This is a genomic window from Psychrobacter maritimus, assembly GCF_904846345.1.
In the GTDB taxonomy this organism is placed as follows: Bacteria; Pseudomonadota; Gammaproteobacteria; order Pseudomonadales; family Moraxellaceae; genus Psychrobacter; species Psychrobacter maritimus.
On the sequence record NZ_CAJHAJ010000002.1, the window covers coordinates 380115 to 400208 of the forward strand.

Annotated in this window: 15 protein-coding genes; 11 read left to right on the top strand and 4 right to left on the bottom strand. The window is 43.1% G+C overall.

Annotated elements, in window-relative coordinates:
* Positions 1-185 precede the first annotated feature (185 nt).
* The 7 genes from nrdA (at position 186) to yfaE (ending at position 6036) form a co-directional block, all read left to right on the top strand.
* Positions 186-2462: a class 1a ribonucleoside-diphosphate reductase subunit alpha gene (nrdA, locus tag JMX50_RS04400; RefSeq protein WP_201628577.1), complete on the top strand. Its 2277-nt coding sequence runs from the start codon at positions 186-188 to the stop codon at positions 2460-2462.
* 75 nt (positions 2463-2537) lie between these two features.
* A complete protein-coding gene (locus JMX50_RS04405) occupies positions 2538-3032 on the top strand; it encodes a hypothetical protein (protein WP_201628578.1) in 495 nt (164 codons plus the stop codon).
* Positions 3033-3439: 407 nt separating this feature from the next.
* Positions 3440-3691, top strand: a complete 252-nt coding sequence (locus JMX50_RS04410; protein ID WP_201628579.1) for a type II toxin-antitoxin system Phd/YefM family antitoxin — start codon at positions 3440-3442, stop codon at positions 3689-3691.
* Positions 3681-3968: a type II toxin-antitoxin system RelE family toxin gene (locus JMX50_RS04415; protein ID WP_201628580.1), complete on the top strand. Its 288-nt coding sequence runs from the start codon at positions 3681-3683 to the stop codon at positions 3966-3968. The genes JMX50_RS04410 and JMX50_RS04415 overlap by 11 nt, the downstream gene beginning before the upstream one ends.
* A gap of 22 nt (positions 3969-3990) precedes the next feature.
* A complete protein-coding gene (locus tag JMX50_RS04420) occupies positions 3991-4362 on the top strand; it encodes a hypothetical protein (RefSeq protein ID WP_227670906.1) in 372 nt (123 codons plus the stop codon).
* Between the two features lie 78 nt (positions 4363-4440).
* Complete coding sequence (gene nrdB, locus JMX50_RS04425) at positions 4441-5574, top strand: class Ia ribonucleoside-diphosphate reductase subunit beta (RefSeq protein WP_201628581.1); 1134 nt, start codon at positions 4441-4443, stop codon at positions 5572-5574.
* Between the two features lie 195 nt (positions 5575-5769).
* On the top strand, positions 5770-6036 hold the full coding sequence (gene yfaE, locus JMX50_RS04430) for a class I ribonucleotide reductase maintenance protein YfaE (protein ID WP_201628582.1): 267 nt from the start codon (positions 5770-5772) through the stop codon (positions 6034-6036).
* Between the two features lie 199 nt (positions 6037-6235).
* Here yfaE and JMX50_RS04435 read toward each other — a convergent pair whose 3' ends face one another.
* Positions 6236-7564 carry a S1C family serine protease gene (locus JMX50_RS04435; protein ID WP_201624331.1) on the bottom strand — a complete coding sequence of 443 codons (1329 nt, stop codon included), beginning with the start codon at positions 7562-7564 and terminating at the stop codon, positions 6236-6238.
* A 453-nt stretch (positions 7565-8017) separates the two neighbouring features.
* On the opposite strand from JMX50_RS04435, the gene JMX50_RS04440 reads away from it, so the two are divergent.
* Both JMX50_RS04440 and JMX50_RS04445 read left to right on the top strand, forming a co-directional pair.
* Positions 8018-8875: a Nif3-like dinuclear metal center hexameric protein gene (locus JMX50_RS04440; protein ID WP_201628583.1), complete on the top strand. Its 858-nt coding sequence runs from the start codon at positions 8018-8020 to the stop codon at positions 8873-8875.
* Between the two features lie 1112 nt (positions 8876-9987).
* Positions 9988-11211, top strand: a complete 1224-nt coding sequence (locus JMX50_RS04445) for a transglycosylase SLT domain-containing protein (RefSeq protein WP_201565350.1) — start codon at positions 9988-9990, stop codon at positions 11209-11211.
* A 155-nt stretch (positions 11212-11366) separates the two neighbouring features.
* Here the strand turns inward: JMX50_RS04445 and JMX50_RS04450 are convergent, their stop codons facing one another.
* The 3 genes from JMX50_RS04450 to JMX50_RS04460 form a co-directional block, all read right to left on the bottom strand.
* Positions 11367-14426, bottom strand: a complete 3060-nt coding sequence (locus tag JMX50_RS04450) for a LysM peptidoglycan-binding domain-containing protein (RefSeq protein WP_201628584.1) — start codon at positions 14424-14426, stop codon at positions 11367-11369.
* A gap of 231 nt (positions 14427-14657) precedes the next feature.
* Positions 14658-15152 carry a nuclear transport factor 2 family protein gene (locus JMX50_RS04455; protein WP_201565352.1) on the bottom strand — a complete coding sequence of 165 codons (495 nt, stop codon included), beginning with the start codon at positions 15150-15152 and terminating at the stop codon, positions 14658-14660.
* A 552-nt stretch (positions 15153-15704) separates the two neighbouring features.
* Positions 15705-17042 (bottom strand): CNNM domain-containing protein, encoded by a 1338-nt coding sequence (locus JMX50_RS04460; protein WP_201628708.1) that lies wholly within the window; start codon positions 17040-17042, stop codon positions 15705-15707.
* A 530-nt stretch (positions 17043-17572) separates the two neighbouring features.
* Here JMX50_RS04460 and yajC point away from each other — a divergent pair.
* A complete protein-coding gene (gene yajC, locus JMX50_RS04465) occupies positions 17573-17902 on the top strand; it encodes a preprotein translocase subunit YajC (protein ID WP_201543085.1) in 330 nt (109 codons plus the stop codon).
* A 310-nt stretch (positions 17903-18212) separates the two neighbouring features.
* Complete coding sequence (secD, locus tag JMX50_RS04470) at positions 18213-20090, top strand: protein translocase subunit SecD (RefSeq protein ID WP_201628585.1); 1878 nt, start codon at positions 18213-18215, stop codon at positions 20088-20090.
* The last annotated feature ends 4 nt before the right edge of the window (positions 20091-20094 follow it).

Consider the following 20094-nt stretch of genomic DNA (forward strand, 5'->3'; position numbering starts at 1 on the left):
CAATGGCATCGTTTTGCCTAAAAAAACACTCTGCCGTGACAGGATGTTATAGCGTAATAAAGATAGCGTAATAAAGATAGCGTGATAAAGAATGCCCGCCGGTATCAACCGCGCCGCATTACTATAAGTAACACTATAAGCATCATTATAAATTAATTGCCAAGCAATCAACTTACGAGGTCAGCATGACACATATCGATAAAATCCAAGTAACCAAACGTGATGGACGTTTAGAGCCTATTGATTTAGATAAGATTCACAAGGTTATCGAGTGGGCTGCTCATGATTTAGATAATGTGTCGGTATCACAAGTTGAGCTAAAGTCGCACATTCAGTTTTATGAAGGCATCAAAACTCGTGATATTCACGAGACCATCATCAAGTCTGCCGCTGACCTTATCTCTGAAACCACGCCTGATTATCAGTATTTAGCCGCGCGTTTGGCCATCTTCCATTTGCGTAAGATTGCTTATAATAAATTCACCCCTCCTCACTTGTATGACCATGTTAAAAAGCTAACTGATGCCGGTAAATACGATCAGCATATCCTAGCCGACTATAGCCGTGCGGAATTTGATGAATTAGAAGAATACCTTGACCACTGGCGCGATATGAATCTTGCTTATGCTGCTGTCGAGCAAATGGCGGGTAAATACCTTGTGCAAGACCGCGTCAGCAAGACCGTTTATGAAAGCCCGCAGTTCTTATATATGTTGGTTGGCATGTGTCTGTTTGCCAGCTATGAAAAATCAGAGCGTCTTGATTACGTTAAACGCTTCTATGATGCAACCTCACAATTCAAAATCTCTCTACCAACGCCTATCATGTCTGGCGTACGTACGCCGTCACGCCAGTTTAGCTCATGCGTATTGATTGAATGTGGTGATAGCCTCGATTCTATCAACGCCACCACCAGCGCCATCGTACGCTATGTGTCGCAGCGAGCCGGTATCGGCATCAACGCTGGTCGTATCCGTGCCCTTGGTAGCCCTATCCGTGGCGGCGAAGCGCAGCATACTGGCTGCATTCCTTTTTATAAATTATTCCAAACTGCGGTTAAATGCTGCTCACAAGGCGGCGTCCGTGGCGGTGCTGCAACGTTATTCTACCCAATATGGCATTTGGAAGTTGAGTCGCTATTGGTGCTGAAAAATAACCGCGGCGTTGAAGACAACCGTGTCCGTCACATGGACTACGGCGTGCAGTTAAACAAAACCATGTATACCCGTTTGATTAAAGGTCAAGATATCTCGCTATTTTCACCAAGCGACACCCCGGGCTTGTACGATGCCTTCTTTGAAGACCAAGACAAGTTTGAAGAGCTATATACCAAATACGAGAACGACCCTAGCATTCGTAGCCGTCAAATTCCAGCTACTGAGCTGTTTAGTTTGATGATGCAAGAGCGCGCCAGCACCGGTCGTATATATATCCAAAACGTCGACCATTGCAACACGCATAGCCCGTTTGACGCGACAGTTGCGCCGATTCGCCAGTCAAACCTCTGTATGGAAATCGCCCTACCGACTAAGCCACTTGATAACATCAATGACGAAACCGGTGAAATCGCCCTTTGTACGCTATCAGCGGTCAACTTAGGTAAAGTTGAAAACGTTAGCGATATCGAAGAGCCAGCAGAATTAATCGTCCGTGCACTTGATGCCCTGCTCGACTATCAAGACTATCCAGTCAAAGCCGCTGAAAACGGTAGTATGCGTCGCCGTACCTTGGGCGTTGGCGTGATTAACTATGCGTATTATTTAGCGAAAAATGGCGTCCGCTATTCAGACGGCAGCGCGCTTGGTCTAACCCATCAAACCTTTGAAGCGCTACAGTACTATCTCTTGAAAGCGTCGAACAAATTGGCAAAAGAGCAAGGTGCGTGTCCGGCATTTAATGAGACGACCTACTCGCAAGGTATCTTGCCGATTGATACCTATAAAAAAGACTTGGATAAAATCTGCCAAGAGCCGCTACATCTCGATTGGGAAACGTTACGCACTGAGATTACCACTCACGGTCTGCGCAACTCTACCCTAACCGCTTTGATGCCGTCTGAGACCTCTAGTCAGATTGCCAACGCGACTAACGGTATCGAGCCACCACGTGGTCTAGTCTCTATCAAAGCATCAAAAGATGGCATCTTAAAGCAAGTGGTGCCTGAGATTGATAAGCTAAAAGATCAGTACGAGCTACTATGGCAAATGCCGAACAATGACGGTTACCTAAAGCTGGTCGCTATCATGCAAAAATTCGTCGATCAAAGTATCTCTGCCAATACCAACTATGACCCAACGCGCTTTGATGGTCAGCGTGTACCGATGAAAGTATTGCTAAAAGACTTGTTGACGGCGTATAAGCTTGGCGTGAAAACTCTGTATTACCATAATACTCGTGATGGTGCGAATGATGCCCAAGCGGATATGGAAGATGATTGTGCTGGCGGGGCTTGTAAGATTTAAGCTTTTGATAAATGGCGGGTTTGGCTTTTGGGTTAAGCCCGCTGTTTATTCTTATCTACAAGGTACTGGAATCATATGAATGCATATACCGAGTATCAGATAAAAAACTTCTATGAGAAATACAAGGATCAAACTTTCGATCAAGACGATATAGCGCTTTTTATTACTGCAAGTCGAGATGATACTAATCATGGAAGTATTTTTAAAGAATTAGGAGACTTTATAGCGCATCCTAATCTTAAAGATCGTGGAATGGCAATTAAGAATCTCAAACCTGCTATCAAATATTTTGAAGAAAATACTGGTGATATGCTGGGTGGTAAACGACCAACGATAGAAGTACCATTTTCGATAGGCTTTAACAATGAAATCTTAGATGAATTGTATTCAGTTTTTGGAATGGTCGGGATTTATCCTCTTTCTAGAAATATACATAGCCCGTCTTTTAGAGACTTTATTTTTTGTTTAATTTTTCTTCTAGGTAACTTCAAGCTGAAGTTAAATAAAAAAAACTTGTCCATTAGTAGTCACGTTTTCTGGAGCCTTAAGTTTAACCGTTTTCTATCCTAGCAATAAATATCCAAAGTATTTAGCAGAATTTACTTTAGTTTTTTTGGGAAATGTCTATACAGTAGGACTACCTAGCTTTTATAAGAAAAAGTTGGATGGACATATTGCAAGAAGACTATTTGATGGAAGTCTTGCTGCTATACCCTACGAATTTGATAAAGAGTGCTACCTACTTGGTGAAGAACCATTTCCTAGAGGTATAGGCTTACCACTGGAAAGAAAGCAACAATCGTAGGTTGATTGGAGTTTGCGGCACCCAACGATTGTAAATAAGTAATTCGTTAAGGCTCATTTTTCAACACCAACCTACTCACAGTTTTTTAAATAAATAGATTAACAATTAAGACCTAATTTTCGTGCTAATATTAGTCCTATATTTAGAGCCTAATATTAGCGGAGAATGAATCATGCAACCGATATTTGCGACACAGACAGCCAGTATCTCAGAGCTGAAAAACAACCCTTCGGCACTGATTAAACAGTCGGACGGTGAGTCTATTGCTATTTTAAATCACAATAAACCTGTCGCTTATTTAGTTTCCACAGATATGTATGAGCGCATGATGGAAGCGATGGACGATATGGCATTAAGCCAAACCGTTAGCGCCCGAATGAATGACGGGCAAACACCTGTAAAGGTAACGATGGATGACTTATAATCTTGAGTTTCATCCCTTAGCATTAAAAGAATGGAAAAAGTTAGCGCCCAGTATTCAGCAGCAGTTTAAGAAAAAATTACAGCAGCGCTTAGCAAACCCTCGTGTTCCTGCGTCGAAACTTTCAGGACATACAGACGCCTATAAAATCAAACTACGCACCATAGGCTATCGTTTGGTTTATACCGTCAAAGATGACGTGGTGGTGGTTTACGTGCTAGCCGTAGGCAAAAGAGAAAACAATAAGGTATATGAAAGCCTTGTGTCGCGCCAACCATAATTGAAACACACAAAGAATAAAAATGACGGAGGTTATAGACGTGCAATATACCGCAATCATCAAAGACGGTGGTTTGTTTATCCCTAACGTATTTTCCGACCTAAACGATGGTGGCTCGCATATCGTGCAAGTAGAAGTCGATATCGAGGAAGTTCGTCAGCAATTGAATAGCAGCGCAATGCCAAAGATGGACGCGCCAAAACAAGCAAAAAAACCAGTAAAAAAGCCGCTAAAAAAAGAAACACAGAAAGCCGCAGAGGTAGATTTAAGTACGCTGCGTAAGAGCGCTATCGATGAGCTGGAAGGATTGGATGATAGTGAGCTTAGCGAGATTTTTAAAGCTTATATGAATGATGGACAAGAACCGACCCAAATATCTTTAGAGAACTTATAACGCCCTTTTGAAAGTATTTCTCAGGCGGCATTTTTAAAACTTTTGATTCACAACTGTATCACTTATAAAGGTGGAACTATGACTTACTCGATTTTTTCTCAAACGCCAAACAATGCGCTAAAAGAGCCGATGTTTTTTGGTCAGCCGGTCAACGTGGCGCGTTATGACCAACAAAAGCATCCTATCTTTGAGCAGTTGATTGAAAAGCAGCTGTCGTTCTTTTGGCGTCCAGAAGAAGTCGATGTGTCACGCGACCGTATCGACTATGGCAATCTATCGTCACATGAGCAGCATATCTTTATCAGTAACCTAAAGTATCAGACCCTACTCGACTCTATCCAAGGTCGTAGCCCAAACGTCGTACTGTTGCCACTGGTGTCTATTCCTGAGCTTGAAACGTGGATTGAGACGTGGACGTTTTCTGAGACCATTCACTCGCGCAGCTATACTCATATCATTCGTAATATCGTCAATGATCCGGGTATTGTCTTTGATGACATCATGCAAAACGAGCACATTTTAGGGCGCGCGGCTGACATCGCCAAGTACTACGATGACTTGTACTACAACTCACAGCTCTACAATATGTATGGCGCAGGCACGCATACCGTCAATGGCAAAGAAGTGACCGTTAGCTTAAAATCGCTGAAAAAACAGCTGTATTTATGCTTGATGGCGGTTAACGTCTTAGAAGCCATTCGCTTTTATGTGTCGTTTGCCTGCTCGTTTGCTTTTGCTGAGCGTAAGCTGATGGAAGGCAATGCCAAGATTATTAAATTAATCGCCCGTGATGAGGCGCTACATTTAACCGGTACGCAGCATATCCTAAACTTGATGCGTAATGGCAGAGATGACCCAGAGATGGTCGATATTGCCTATGAGTGCTATCAAGAAAGCATCGATATCTTTACCAAAGCGGCTGAGCAAGAAAAAGAATGGGCCGGTTATCTGTTTAAAGACGGCTCAATGATTGGGCTCAATAGAGACATTCTTTGCCAATATATCGAATTTATCACCAACTTACGTATGGAAGCGGTTGGCTTGCCAGTGGCATTCCCGAACTCTAAATCAAATCCGATTCCATGGATTAATACTTGGTTGTCTTCTGACAATGTCCAAGTTGCGCCGCAAGAGACGGAAATCAGCTCGTACTTGGTCGGTCAGATTGATTCAGATTTATCAGACAGCGATTTTGATGATTTTGAGCTTTAAAAGCGTTGAACTTTAAGAGCTTTAAGCTTTAAAAGCTTTGAGCTTAAATAGAGTTAAAAGTTAATCACGTAATTTTAATGGCTTAACCTTACTATTTTAAGGTTAGGCCAATGTTATTTTAGCAAGATTTTATCATTAAAATGAACCATCAAATTGACTGTCAATACGATGGGAAAATTAAGAGAAGGTTGAATTATGACTTGGGTAATGACGAGTAAGAAGCGATTCTACTTGCATGATGACGAAAGTCTGCTCGATGGATTGCTACGCACCGGACATGATATCAATTATCAATGTAAGGAAGGTTATTGTGGCAGTTGCCGCATCAAGCGCATCGCCAGCTCACACGTTATTGATTATCCGTTTGAGCCACTTGCCATGATTGAAAAAGATGAAATCCTGCCCTGCTGCTGTCGGGTACAAGGGGTGATTTATATCAATGATGAGTCTTTTGCAAAATAGCAGCCGTTGTTAATATTAAATATTATTAATAAAAGCTGTCACCAATAAAAGCCATTATTTAAAGAAAGCTGTTATTTAAAAATCCCGATAAAAAAAGCGCGTTATCTGTAAGATAACGCGCTTTTTTATTATTTATAACACTCTAAAACCGTTTTGATTAAACTTTACGTTATAGAGCATGGCGTTATAAAGCATAGCACTATAAAGGTGCGCCATCTCTTTCAAATAACTGTAGCAGCTCTTCGCGCATACGGTCACGCTCAGCTTCTGACATCATAGGTACTTCTGCTCTATCACCTTGTAGACTTGGATCTTCCATACCGCCAAGCGTTTCATCATGAATCACGACAGGGCTCGCCATTGGCTCTTGCGCCGGACGTTCCTCTAGTAATATCTTCACTTGGGCATTTTTACCGCGGCGTAAGATTTGCGCGTTGAGCGTGGTATTCGGTGCTTTACGAGCAACATACTGAATCAAGGTATTGGCATCCGTCATCTCAACGCCGTCAATGGTCAGGACGATATCACCAACGCGTAAACCACTTTTAGCAGCAGGACTCTTAGGAACGACATTTAGCACTTCTACCCCAGTCGAGGTTTCTAGCTGCGTTGGGTCGCGTAATTGTGACTGTATCTCAATCCCTAACCAACCACGGCTGACCTTACCGTCTTTAATCAGCGCATTCATCACTTGCTCAACGATAGCCGTAGGAATGGCAAAGCCGATACCCATCGAGCCACCAGAACGCGAGAAAATCACCGTATTGATGCCGACCAATTCACCGTGCGCATCAACCAAAGCGCCACCTGAGTTACCGGGGTTGATAGCGGCATCGGTTTGGATAAAGTCTTCAAACTTATTGACCCCAAGCCCCGTACGACCTGTCGCTGAGATAATCCCTTGGGTTACGGTTTGACCAACGCCAAACGGATTACCAATCGCTAGCGCTAAATCGCCCACGCGAATAGGATCTTCACGGAAGCCAAGTGGCGTCAGACCCGTCATATCGACTTTAATCACCGCCAAATCACTGTCAGGATCAGTACCGATGATTTGCGCACGGCTCTTACGCCCGTCATTAAAGGCAACGGTAATCTCATCGGCTTTTTCAATAACATGGGCATTGGTGACGATATAACCATCTTCTGACACAATTACGCCAGAGCCTAAGTTGGTATTGCCCTGCTCTTGTGATGGACCACCATGAAACTCAAAGAAGCGGCGCAACACCGGATCATTCATATAAGGATGCTCGGCCATCGTTTGGGTGGTATAAATATTCACCACCGACTGCGAGGCACGGGCGACCGCATTATGATAAGAGGAAATCGGCGCGGGTGTATCTGCTACAGGCGCTGAGGCTTGCTGCTCAGCAGGCGTGGTTCTAGGTGGCTCCCAAGCCTGCTCTGATGCCGCCTTCATACTCGCAAACAACCAGATAAATGCTACAGTGACTACAAGTAACAAAATCCAAGGTAACCATTTTACCAGACCAGCCTTGTCATTGGCGTTCCGAGATGACGACATATAAAAACCTCTATATTATTTTAGAAACAGTATTTGTAACGATGTTTTTGTAAAAGTAACAATAGCTTTATAAAAATAGTTTTTACAAAACAGTAAATGATGAATAAGCCAAAAAATTTCTGAGCAGTCCGCTGTGATTGGGCGCAAAACCAGATAGGATACGCGCTATGAATCATATAGGCTCAGGTATGCAAATTATAACTGGCAACACGGGCAAATAGTAACGCATCGTGTACCGTTTCAGTTATTCGCCTTGTCTACTCTTTTACAGCGCCATGCTAAAATGGCGATGATAGAAACCCAGATTATTTATAACATACATAATTTATAAATTGGTATTTTGATTATTTACTATAAACACTTAAACCATTTAAGCAGTAAAAATCAAAGCTGTTATAAAACCAATGATAAAACGAATATAGTGCAAAACTGCGACAATTATAAGGAAAGACCATGACCGCGCACAATACCTTGAACCCATCCGCAAGCGAATCTTCAACCCAGATATCAGATACGACGATTAGCGCGCAAGCTTTAACAGAGTTTTGTGACGAATACCTATCAGCACCCGCTTTTAAAGACTATGCGCCCAATGGTTTACAGGTAGATGGCGGCCGACCTATACAGCGCATCGTTACTGGTGTCACCGCTTGTGAGGCGTTGATTGATGCCGCGATTGCTGATAATGCAGATGCCATTTTGGTGCATCATGGTTATTTTTGGAAAGGCGAGCCTGCGCCCATCACCGGTATGAAAGGTCAACGTATCCGCAAACTGATGCAACATGGCATCTCTTTGATTGGCTATCATCTGCCGCTTGACGCCCATCCTCGCATTGGCAATAACGCCAAGCTGGCTGAGCTACTTGATATGAGTATCATTGGCGCGCTTTATCCTACCGAATCACATCCGGTTGGTAATATTGCCACTTGTACCCCGCAAAGTGCTCAAAGTCTAATCACCCAGATTACTGAGGTGCTAGGACGCCTGCCCTTACATATCTCTGCTCATTATCAAACTTCAGATACCAATCAATCTGATGGGCAAAATGACAGGCTTATCGAACGGGTGGGTATCTGCACCGGCGGCGCGCAAGATATGATTGAACAAGCGGCACTGATGGGCTGCGATGCGTTTATCTCAGGTGAGATATCAGAGCGCACCACACATATCGCTCGTGAACTTGGTATTGATTATTTTGCTTGCGGCCATCATGCGACAGAGCGTGGCGGCATTCAAGCATTGGGTGAACTGGTTGCTGAGCAATTTGGCTTACCGGTGACTTTCATAGATATCGATAATCCAGCCTAATCATTCAGCCAATTTATCGTATTTATGATAATTTTCGTGGCTTTAACGCTGTTTCAGCGCTATTTAAATGCTCATTTTTCACATTTTAAGCGCCATGCAGGCGCTTTATTCTCTATCGCAATCGCTTTTTATGACGTTTATTGTCAGCAGATTAGTAAAAACGAGGTCTTTTTTTACCGTTTATAGCGCTATTGTTAAGTTTTATCGCTAATTTATTAACCCTACTTGAATAATATGATGAATATCCGCATATTAGTACCTGAAGAAAGAACGTCTTGTCATGAGACTTCCCATTTTTTATAGCTTCCGGTTATGGTGCTAAAACAGTGTTTATCGTCTAAAAGCCTGTTTTTAACTCATTAGGTTTTTGGCAGTGAACAATCAAATATTATTTTTGTATGGTTAATTTTTAATTAGTTTTTTTGATTAATTTGTTTTCTAATTAAATAGTCTGCCCTGTTTTTAGCGTCGCGATACTGCTTAAGCAAAGTTTGTCTGCTACTTATTGTGAATGAGTAGTTAGATAGAATGTTTGCTTGTTTTTATCGCTGGACAGTACATATTACTGATCATCTACTCTACTACAAACTATTTAAAGAGTAGCTGGTTAGTAATATGAGCGTTGCAACGATTAAGTGCAGCTGTACCGCACTTATCCGACGTTTTTGTCTCAATAACTTATTCATGACCTTACCTATGTTTACGATAGTTGAATAACGGGTCTTTTATTCAGTAGCAACCCTAACATCGATGAAGGAATCATCCGATTTATACCCTTCGCGGTGTTGTGCGTCTTTTTTTTAGAGCGTCTTTTTTTAGAATAGTGCTTAAAATGACTTCTATTTTAAAAAAGTTTAAAAAAGACAACATTGGGTATTGGCTAGCTGATTAAGAGACTTGAGCGCTAACGCTTATATAATGCATGTTAGCCCCACTATATGTAAACAAGATGACATTGTTCCTTATTTTATTTATAAGGGCGATATTATCTAAAATGCAACGCCAGTTTATGCCACTTATATAGCAATACGCTTTTGATAAGCATATATAAGCAGCATAAATTGACGAGGCGTTTTTATGGTATGTAGGATGGCTAAAACTAGGAGACATCCATGCAGCGTATTACTTATCGTGTGAAAGTATCTGCGCAAGGGGCCAAACGCCGTATCTCATACTTACTGCGTCCATCTAAGCGCCTACTGCACACCAAAAGTAACATCGTTCCAGTCGTTGCACCTATTAAAGTAGCTCGTTTTGCCAAAACTAATTTCTCTAAAACTAAGAAGTTGGCACAAGTATCTAGCATCGCCATGCTCTCTCTACCTGCTGAGAGTCTGATGACGATGGGGGCACCCATACCAGCTTATGACCATGTCATGCTGGAGAACACTCTGACCATTGCTGCCGTGCCAGGTGATAGCACCTACTTTGCGACTGATGGCTTCCAGCACGGTTTCGGCTACGACTTAGTGCGTAGTTATGCTGACGAGCTTGGGGTAAAAATCGATTTAAAAGCTTATGCCAGTGAAGAAGCGGCATTAAGAGCGTTAAAATCAGGCGATGCCGATATGGCATTGACCACTGCCAGCACCCAACTAAAAAGCCAATTAAGCTTATCTTCAGTCAATGTCAGCTGCGGCTATGACGCCAGCTTGACCAAAAATGGTCTACATCCTAAAGTCAGCTGGACGTTTAATTCAGCCAATGACCCGTTATCACAAAAAGCCAGTTACTTCTTATGTGATAGCATGAAGCTTGAGCATACTCAGAAACTGGCCGCGTTTTATAATCAAAACTTATTAAAAGACGCTTATAGCCAAGACCATTTTAAGAAAACCTTGACCGAGAAACTGCCCGACTATCAGTCTTCGTTTCAAGAGCAAGCGCGCAATTACAACCATGATTGGGAGCTGCTCGTCGCCATGGGTTATCAAGAGTCGCATCTAAATGCCAATGCCGTGTCTCCAACAGGCGTACGCGGTATTATGATGCTGACCAATAATACGGCCAAAGCGATGGGCGTCTCTGACCGCGTTGACCCTTATCAAAGTATCGGTGGCGGCGCGCGTTATTTGGAACAAGTCAAAGAGGACTTCGCCGATGTACCAAAGACCGACCGCATCTGGTTTGCCCTAGCAGGTTACAACATGGGTCCTAATGCGGTAAAAAGTATCCAGCGTAAATTAAGGGCGCAAGGAATCGATGATAAAAGCTGGGCAAATATATATGCCTACTTATCTGAGAACAGAGCCTCAAATAGCCGTTATGGTCAAGCGATGCATTATGTGAGTAATATTAGAAGTTATCTTGAGACCATTAAAACTCAAACGGTTTAATAACTTTTCTTTTGAAAAGACTGCGAGTAAAAGCTGCTAAATACAATACGTATAAAACCTTGTTAATAAAAAACTTTGTCAATAAAAAAGCTGCTCTTATAAAAGAGCAGCTTTTTTTAATGCTTAAAATCTATTAAATGCGGCTACATTCTAGATTAGCGATTCGGTACGGTTAAACGTTGACCGCGTTGTAGCATGGTATCTACAGCGATATTATTCATATCCGCAAGCTCTTTGGTTGAGACGCCATATTTACGTGCCAATCCAATCAAGCTATCGCCTGAGCCAACGGTATAGCTTACTGTCGCTTTTGGTACTTTGATCGTTTGACCACGTTGTAACTGAGCATTGGTCGCCAAATCGTTTGTCGCCGCTAGGTCTTCTACTGAGATACCAAACTGACGCGCTAAGGCAATAAGACCATCGCCCGATTTAACTTTGTAGCTCTCAGTATTACCAAGTTTTTTGCCGCTACTGCTTGCGGTTTCTGCACTGGCGCTGCTGGTGCTCTTGTTACTGGTGCTACTAGTATTACTGTTAGCTGTACTAGGAGCGCTTACTGTGCCATTGGCAGGAATGGTAATCGTACGACCAAGAATTAGATTAGAATTGGTTTTCAAATTATTGGCGGCTGCCAAATCACCCAAACCGATATTGTAACGCTGCGCAACGCCCGTCAAGGTATCGCCCGATTTGACTTTATAACTGACTGCTTTGTCATTGAGCTGACGATCTACCAAATCTTTAGAGACCGGTACTTTGATCGTTTGACCACGTTGCAAGCGAGCTTTAGCATCAAAGTTGCTATTCACGGCTGCCAATTCTTCAGGACTAATGCCAACGCTATTTGCAATACCAATTAAAGTATCACCTGATTTGACTTTATAGTTGGTCGTTGCCACTGAGCTTGACGTGCTAGCAGTAGCATTGCTGCTTGTGCTATTCGACGTATTGTTAGACGTAGCAGCCGCAGGCGTAAAGTCTACATTGGCTGGTACTTTTAAGGTTTGACCAACGTATAGTGAATCGGTCGTGCCCATATTATTTAACGTCGCCAAGGTGGTAGTCGGTACATTAAACTGGCGTGATAAAGCAATCAGACCATCACCGGGTTTGACTTTATAATTCTTGGTTGCCGTGCTCGACTTACTAGGTTTGGTCGATGGTGCAGCAGGCGTGGTTGCAGGCGCGGTCACTTTACCAGGAACCAGCCATAGTTTTTGACCGCGTAGCAAGTCCGCTCTACTGCTCAAATTATTATAAGTAGCCAGCTGAGTCACCGATAAACCAAAGCGATTGGCCGTACCGATAAGCGTATCACCACCTTGTACCACATAGCTTTCAGGCTGGCTTGCCGCTGTAGTACTGGCATTGCTCAATGGCTCGATAGATTTGGCGTTATATAAATACAACGTGCTGCCGGCTAGCAGATTGGCGCTGGCATCTATCTGGTTCCATTCAGCGATATCACGCCAGCTGACGCCCGCACGACTGGCGATATTTGCCAAGGTATCGCCACGTTTTACCGTATAAGTGCTACGCGTGCCTTGTGGTTTTGGCTTACTAACCGAGGTTTTTGGGAAACTTAATTTCTTTTCTTGACCACTGGCCTCTAACACTGACTGCTGCGTTTGTACGGCTGATAAATTGATATTACCATCGGCATTAATGACTTTGGTTTCAGGCGTACTGATGCGAATCTGACTGGCAATGAAATCGCGCTCTTCTTTGCTTAGTGGTGGCTCTTGAATGATAGTATTGTTTTGCGTGATTTGTGCCGATGTGGTCGGTAAGCTATTACTGCTTTTTAGCTCAGCGTTAATCTTTTTGGTTTCTGCAGAAGTCAGCGGTGGCTCAGTACGGAATGAGGTATTGCTGCTATAAACAGAGCTGCTCGTCGGTGAAACCGTCGGCGGAATATAGCTGGTGGTTTGCTGCGGTACACTGGCGCTCGCCGCGTAATCAGCAAGGGCGCTACCGGTAGAAGGTAATGATCCACCGCTAGTATAAGGCTTATTGTTATAGCTCGGCGTAGTAGAAGTAGAGCCTGAATAGCTTGGCGTGCTACTGCTGCTGGTGTTACTAGAAGCAATCACATTACTACTGCCATTCCCTCTCAAGGCGCTCAGCTTCGCATCTGTCGTCAAGCTGACATCATTAGGAATAATGATGCGCTGTGGACCTGATGAATCGATACGAGCTGAAGTCAGCGCGGTATTCAGTCTTTCTAGTTCGTCATAACTGACACCGGTCACCTGTGCGACTTCGGCTAAGCTGACGCCATAATTTACTGGTACGCTACGGAAATGCTGACGGTTAGCAATAGCAGGCAGATAAACACCATATTGCTCAGGCTTGGCGACGATTTCAGCAACCGCTAAAAAGCGCGGTACATAGTTCATGGTCTCTGTTGGCAGTCTTAGTGACCAGTAATCGGTCGGCAAGCCACGAGCAGCATTGGCATCGATAGCTTTTTGCACACGACCAGGACCGGCGTTATAAGCGGCTAGTGCCAGCTCCCAACTACCGAACTGGTTATGCAGTGCGGTCAAAAAGTCATAAGCGGCACGTGTTGATTCAATCACATCACGGCGACCATCATAAGTGCTACTTTGATTTAGACCATAGATACGCCCTGTACTCGGGATAAACTGCCATAAACCTGCTGCCGCCGCACTACTGGTACCACTTGGATCGTAGGAGCTCTCAATCACAGGCAATAATGCAAGTTCGGTTGGAATATTACGACGCTCGGCTTCTCGAACCGTATGGTAAAGATAGCGACTGGCACGCGCGGTCAAACGGTTGAGATAGTCTTGACGACTGGTAAACCAACCTTTTTGCGCTTCAATACGCTGATTATAAACAGGCTGTCCGCCATTCATACGGTAGCCTGCCCGCAAGCGATTCCATAAATCACCATATTGTTGAATCGCAAGTTTATTGCCTTCAACCATAGTCATGTCGGTGGCTTCTAATAAATCAGCCAACTCATCTAAGCTTTCAGCATCCAAGAACGCCGTTGAATAATCAGCGCCCGTACTTGGCTTAGTAACTTGAGCGACAGGACGCTTAGTAACCACAGCTGAGCTGCCGGTCGCACCCGTCTTTTTCACCGCCGACGTATTACTACAAGCGCTGATAAGCAAAGTCGACACCGCAAGCGTCAGTGGTAAAGCGATAAATGAGCGAGATTTTGATGACACAGTAGACATGATAGTGGAAGTTTCCTAACAACAATAAGTGATAAAATAAAGTTAATCGACAGTATAGTACGCAATATCAAACAAAGACCAGCCTATTATGAAAGATAATGAGTAGAATTTAATCCACTCTATCTTTCAATGGCTGAATAGCGACATTATTTATACGATTTATTAACTAACTCTGCTAGCGATGGCTCATTGATGACTAATTGACATTACTTACTAATATAGTAGTAATGATTAATTAATCGCCACTTGTGACACAGCGCGTAAAAGCACCGCATTACCAGTCGATAAAGTAAGCGTTACTCTCGATGTCGTGACAAATGAGACCTTTTGCCCATCTTTTACCCAGCTTTCATTGGTAGTGACATTGGCTTTTGCTTGCTCACCGGTAATGACAATATTATCCACATTGATATCGTAGCGATAATTTGAGGTATTACTCCAACTGTTTTGCAGTAATTTTAGATAAGCATCTTTGTCGAGACTGGTAGACTTGCCTTTTCTTGACATAGAAATCAGCGCATCGTCAGATACGAGGCGCGCGACCTGATTAAGACTTTGGCTATTGGCTGCCGACTTCATAGCCGTCGCATAGTTTTGTACCAAAGCTTCGGTCATGGTTGCCGCTTGCGCGCTGATAGTCATGGTGCTGGCAGCCGCCACTATCGCAGTCACGCTAGCGCTTTTCATCAATAGAGCCAACAGCCCTTTTCCCCATAATCTTTTCATGATATTCCTTAGTGATACTATTGTCGTCTATCGTCATGGTCAGGTGTGATTTTTATCATGCCATCATACAATGACGCTTAACGGTGATGTATCATTTAATTATAAAGTGCTGCTCTCGTAAATAAACAGTTATCATATAAATTGAAACAAGTCGTGCTTTTATCAGTTAAGTATTTTACATCTGGCTTAATCTAAGACTTTTAGCAGCCTTCTGTTATGATAATTTCAGCCTATCACTAAATTCTCACAGCCATGTGACACCCTGTGTAATTATTGCGAATATCATCAAAGTTGACAGCCTAGAGTAAAAAATGACCGCTTAGCTTAAATGCTATGACTAAGTAGCATTACTAGATATCATGCAATATCAAATACATTGCTCAAATACATCAATATTGATAAGAACTGCCTAAATATTCATAACTTAGGCAGCCTTATCGAACGCATTTTTAATATCTGTTTTTAATAGCTACATTTCTAATAGTTGTGTTTCTAATAGTTGTGTTTCTAATAGTTGTGTTTCTAATAGTTGTGTTTCTAATAGCTATGGTTCTAATGCTTATTCTCGGTATGGATGTCTTCATACTGCTCATCATCACTCAGCTTCATACCCAAGCGCTCAACACGTCTGTCCATCATCTGCCGAGCTAACGCTTGCATGTCTTCGACGCGGTCTATTTCATCGACAATCTCAAGACCCAACAAGGTCTCAAACACATCTTCTAATGTCACTAAGCCTTTGACCTCGCCATATTCACCAACGGTAATGGCGATATGAATACGGTTTTTTAGCATCAGCTCTAACAAATCAAACAATTTCATCTTTGAAAATACAAAGGTAATATCACGTTTGAACTGCGTCAAGGGTTTATGTACCGCATGATTAACCTTGGCCAATAACATGTCGGTTTTTAAGACAAAACCGGTGATATTGTCTAAATCACCATCATAAATCGGCAGGCGCGAAAAAGTGAGTTTTGGACGGTCAACCAATAATTCAGCAACGGTTTTATTTTCTTCAAACGCTAGCATCACCGAACGCGGGGTCATAATATCTTCAACTTTAATAGCACCAAATGCCAATAAGTTACGAATGATACGTGACTCTAATGGGTCGATTTGTCCTGACTCTTCGCCGATACTGGCGAGCGCCGCAAACTCTCGGCGACTAAAGGTTACCGGTTCTTTGCCTCGTACCAATAATTTGGTCAGTTTTTCTGATATCCAGATTAATGGGTATAGCAGCAAAATAATACCGCGTACGAAATAAGCCACCATGCCACTTAATTGACGCCAATAGACCGTGCCCAACGTTTTTGGAATAATCTCAGATAAAAATAAAATTGCTAAGGTCATAATGGCAGAAAACAGTCCAAACCAAGCGCTACCAAAAACAATCGTCGCCTGTGCACCAGCGCCAATAGAGCCTAAGGTATGTGCAACCGTGTTTAAGGTTAAGATAGCCGCTAATGACTGATCGATATTATCAATCTTTAAGCGTCTTAGCATGTTGGCTTTTTTGGGGTTAGTCTCTTGAACATCGGCGATATATGACGGCGTCATACTAAGTAATGCTGACTCTGCCAACGAACAAATAAATGAGATACCAATCGCTACTACCACAAATAAGATAAGCAGTAGAACGCTGGTCGGGCTTGGGTCTGCTAAGGCATCAGCAGCCAGCACCGATTGCGGCAGTAATAGAGTGAGGAATAGCGTTATCAATGCAGATAACGTAGCAAGCCGTTTTATAACAAAACGCCACATATTAAGGCGCATCATACCGAAGTAAGTTTTACTAAAGCGAGTATAGCCACCCATCGTCGGGGGAGGTTCAGCGGATGCGTCTTTACGACAGGCGCGCGGACGGTATAAACGAGGTACAGATATAAAAGAGGTGAACAAGTTAGGTAACCTAAACAAAGAAGTAAAAGGAAGTCACAATATATCATGAGCTGACGGCAGCAGATAGAAAATAATAGCCGATAGCGTCTAATTTTTATCTATTTAACGACCAAAATCATGCTCAAGACAGCCTATTATACCCCCATTTATAGCGATATAAACCCTCGTTTAATCATAGCAGCAATAATGGTATATCATAGAAAATTACTATTTATATCAAAGACATGATGTATTTAACAAATCTATTTTTTGACTATTGTGACGCTATGCCAATTGATATATCTACTTAATAGTCGGCTTTTACTGCTTGCTGAGCATCAGAGCACTCTACACTTTAACTCTAATCATTCTATCATTTAGAATAGCAAAACGATTGTTAGGCTAAATATTGGCGGTTAGTATGTTAAATGGGTAACAAAAACACGCCTAGCCTATGATTAACAGTTACCAAGTCTGGGATTTTTTGTTACTATGCCTGTAAATTTATTGTTATCTATGACTTACTGAGAGAAATTATGAGCTTTTTTATTCAAGCTGCCCATGCTGCGCCAGAAACTGCCGGAGCTGCGTCACTATTTGGTCAAATCTTGTTGCCAGTGGCGTTTTTTGCCATTTTTTACTTTTTGGTGATTCGTCCACAGTCAAAACGCACCAAAGAGCACCGCGCTATGGTCAATTCATTGACTGTTGGTAGCGAAATCATCTTTGCTGGCGGCCTTATGGGTCGTATCAAAGCACTAGAAGGCGATTATGCGGTTGTGAGCTTAAACAACAACACTGACGTTAAAGTACAACGTGCTTCTGTTATTTCAGTATTGCCCGCTGGTACTATCGAAAGCGTTTAAGCATTATCGATGTATTTGATGATTGTTAAACATTGGTTGTGACTAATTGATGGCTATTATCAATTAATAGTTGTAATGACTTTAAAATGACCGTACATTATTTACGGTCATTTTTCGCTTTACTGCTTTACGCTTTACCGTTTTTTGCTTTACTATCATCGCGGATGATCACAGTGGTGCATGATTCAGTACGACTACTAAAACAATATAGTAGCTCTCCCTTTAGTCAGTCACCCTTGTTATCGCTAACTTCCCATCTGCTAACTTGTGGCCTGCGTCGCCAGTAGTTTATCAACTTAAAGAAGTGATTATGCAATATCCCGCTTGGAAATACTTACTCATCACCGTCGTGCTCATCATTGCCGGTCTATATGCGGCTCCTAACCTCTATCCTGATGAACCTGCCGTACAGATTACCAGTGCAGCAGCAGGTACGCAGCTGTCTGAAGGTATCTTGACTCAGTCTCAAAGCTTGCTCGAAGAAGCAGGATTGAACAATCATGATGGTACCTTTGAAGGCAATAGTGCGCTGGTGCGTCTCGACAACCCCGTCGATCAGCTAAAAGCTCAGGAAGTGCTGCGTCAAAATCTAGGCGAGGACTATGTGGTCGCGCTGAACTTGGCACAGACTACTCCTGATTGGCTACGTGATATCGGTGCAAGACCCATGAAACTCGGGCTTGATTTGCGCGGTGGTGTGCGTTTCGTGCTAGAAGTGGATATGGACAAGGCGCTCGAACAACGCTTGACCAGCGCCAGTCGTGATATGCGCCGTGACCTACGTGCTGAACGTATTGCAGTTAAAGGCATCAAAACAGAAAAGCGTGGCGTGGTGCTGCATTTTTCTGATACTGATACCCGTAACCGTGCGCAAAACATCCTGCAAGGCTCTATGGGTAACACATTCTCCTTACAGTCTTCTATTGATGAGCAAGGCCCTGCCCTGATTTTAGCTTATAACGATGCAACCTTAGACGAAATCAACAGCTACGCGGTCAACCAAAACTTGACTACTCTACGCAATCGTATTGCTGAGCTTGGTGTTACTGAGGCCTTGGTACAATCACAAGGCGCTAGCCGTATCGTGGTTGAGCTACCGGGTGTACAAGATACTGCAGAAGCAAAACGTGTCCTTGGTCGTACGGCAAACCTTGAGTTCCGTATGGTCGCTGAAGGCGCTGAAAATTATATGGGTGGTATTCCGCCTGCTGGTACCGAAGCATTTCCATTTGAAACGCTTGATGGTCCACCAGTATTGCTAGAGCGTCAAGCGATTGTCACCGGTGACAAGGTTACAAACGCGCAGACAGGTATTGATGAAAGCGGCTCACCTGAAGTAAGCATTACCCTAGATAGTGCTGGTGGTAAGCTGATGCAAAACGCCACGCGTACGGCTGTCGGCAAACAAATGGCGGTGCTGTTTATTGAAAATAAACAACGCATTACTTATGAAGAAAATCCAGCAACTGGTGAGACCGTCGAAGTACGCACGCCATATGCTGAGACTAAAGTTATTAACCGCGCCAATATCCAAGCGGTACTGGGTTCGTCTTTCCGTATTACTGGGCTTGATAGCAGTGCTGAAGCCGCAGAGCTTGCGCTATTGTTACGTTCAGGTGCATTGGCAGCCCCGATGTATTTCGTTGAAGAACGTACCATTGGTCCATCATTAGGCCAAGAAAATATCGATAAAGGCCTATTCTCTACCCAAGTGGGTTATCTACTGGTCTTCGCCTTTATGATTATTTTCTATCGCTTATTTGGGGTGATTGCTAATATTGCCCTAGCGATTAACGTCATTATCATTATTGCCATTATGTCAATTTTAGGCTCATCACTGACCCTACCCGGTATTGCTGGTATCGTCTTAACCATCGGTATGGCGGTCGATGCCAACGTGCTGATTTTTGAGCGTATACGTGAAGAGCTGGCAAACGGGGTCAGACCAAAATCCGCTATCGTGGCAGGTTTTGATCGTGCCTTTAGTAGTATTTTCGATGCCAACATCACCACGTTATTGGTCGCGTTTATCTTATTTGCGATTGGTACGGGTCCGATTAAAGGCTTTGCGGTTACCCTCGCGATTGGTATTGTCAGCTCACTATTTACCGCGATTTTGGTAACCCGTGCGCTGGTACAACTTGCTTACGGTAAGCGTAAATCTATCAAACGTCTGAGCATCGGTTAGGAGA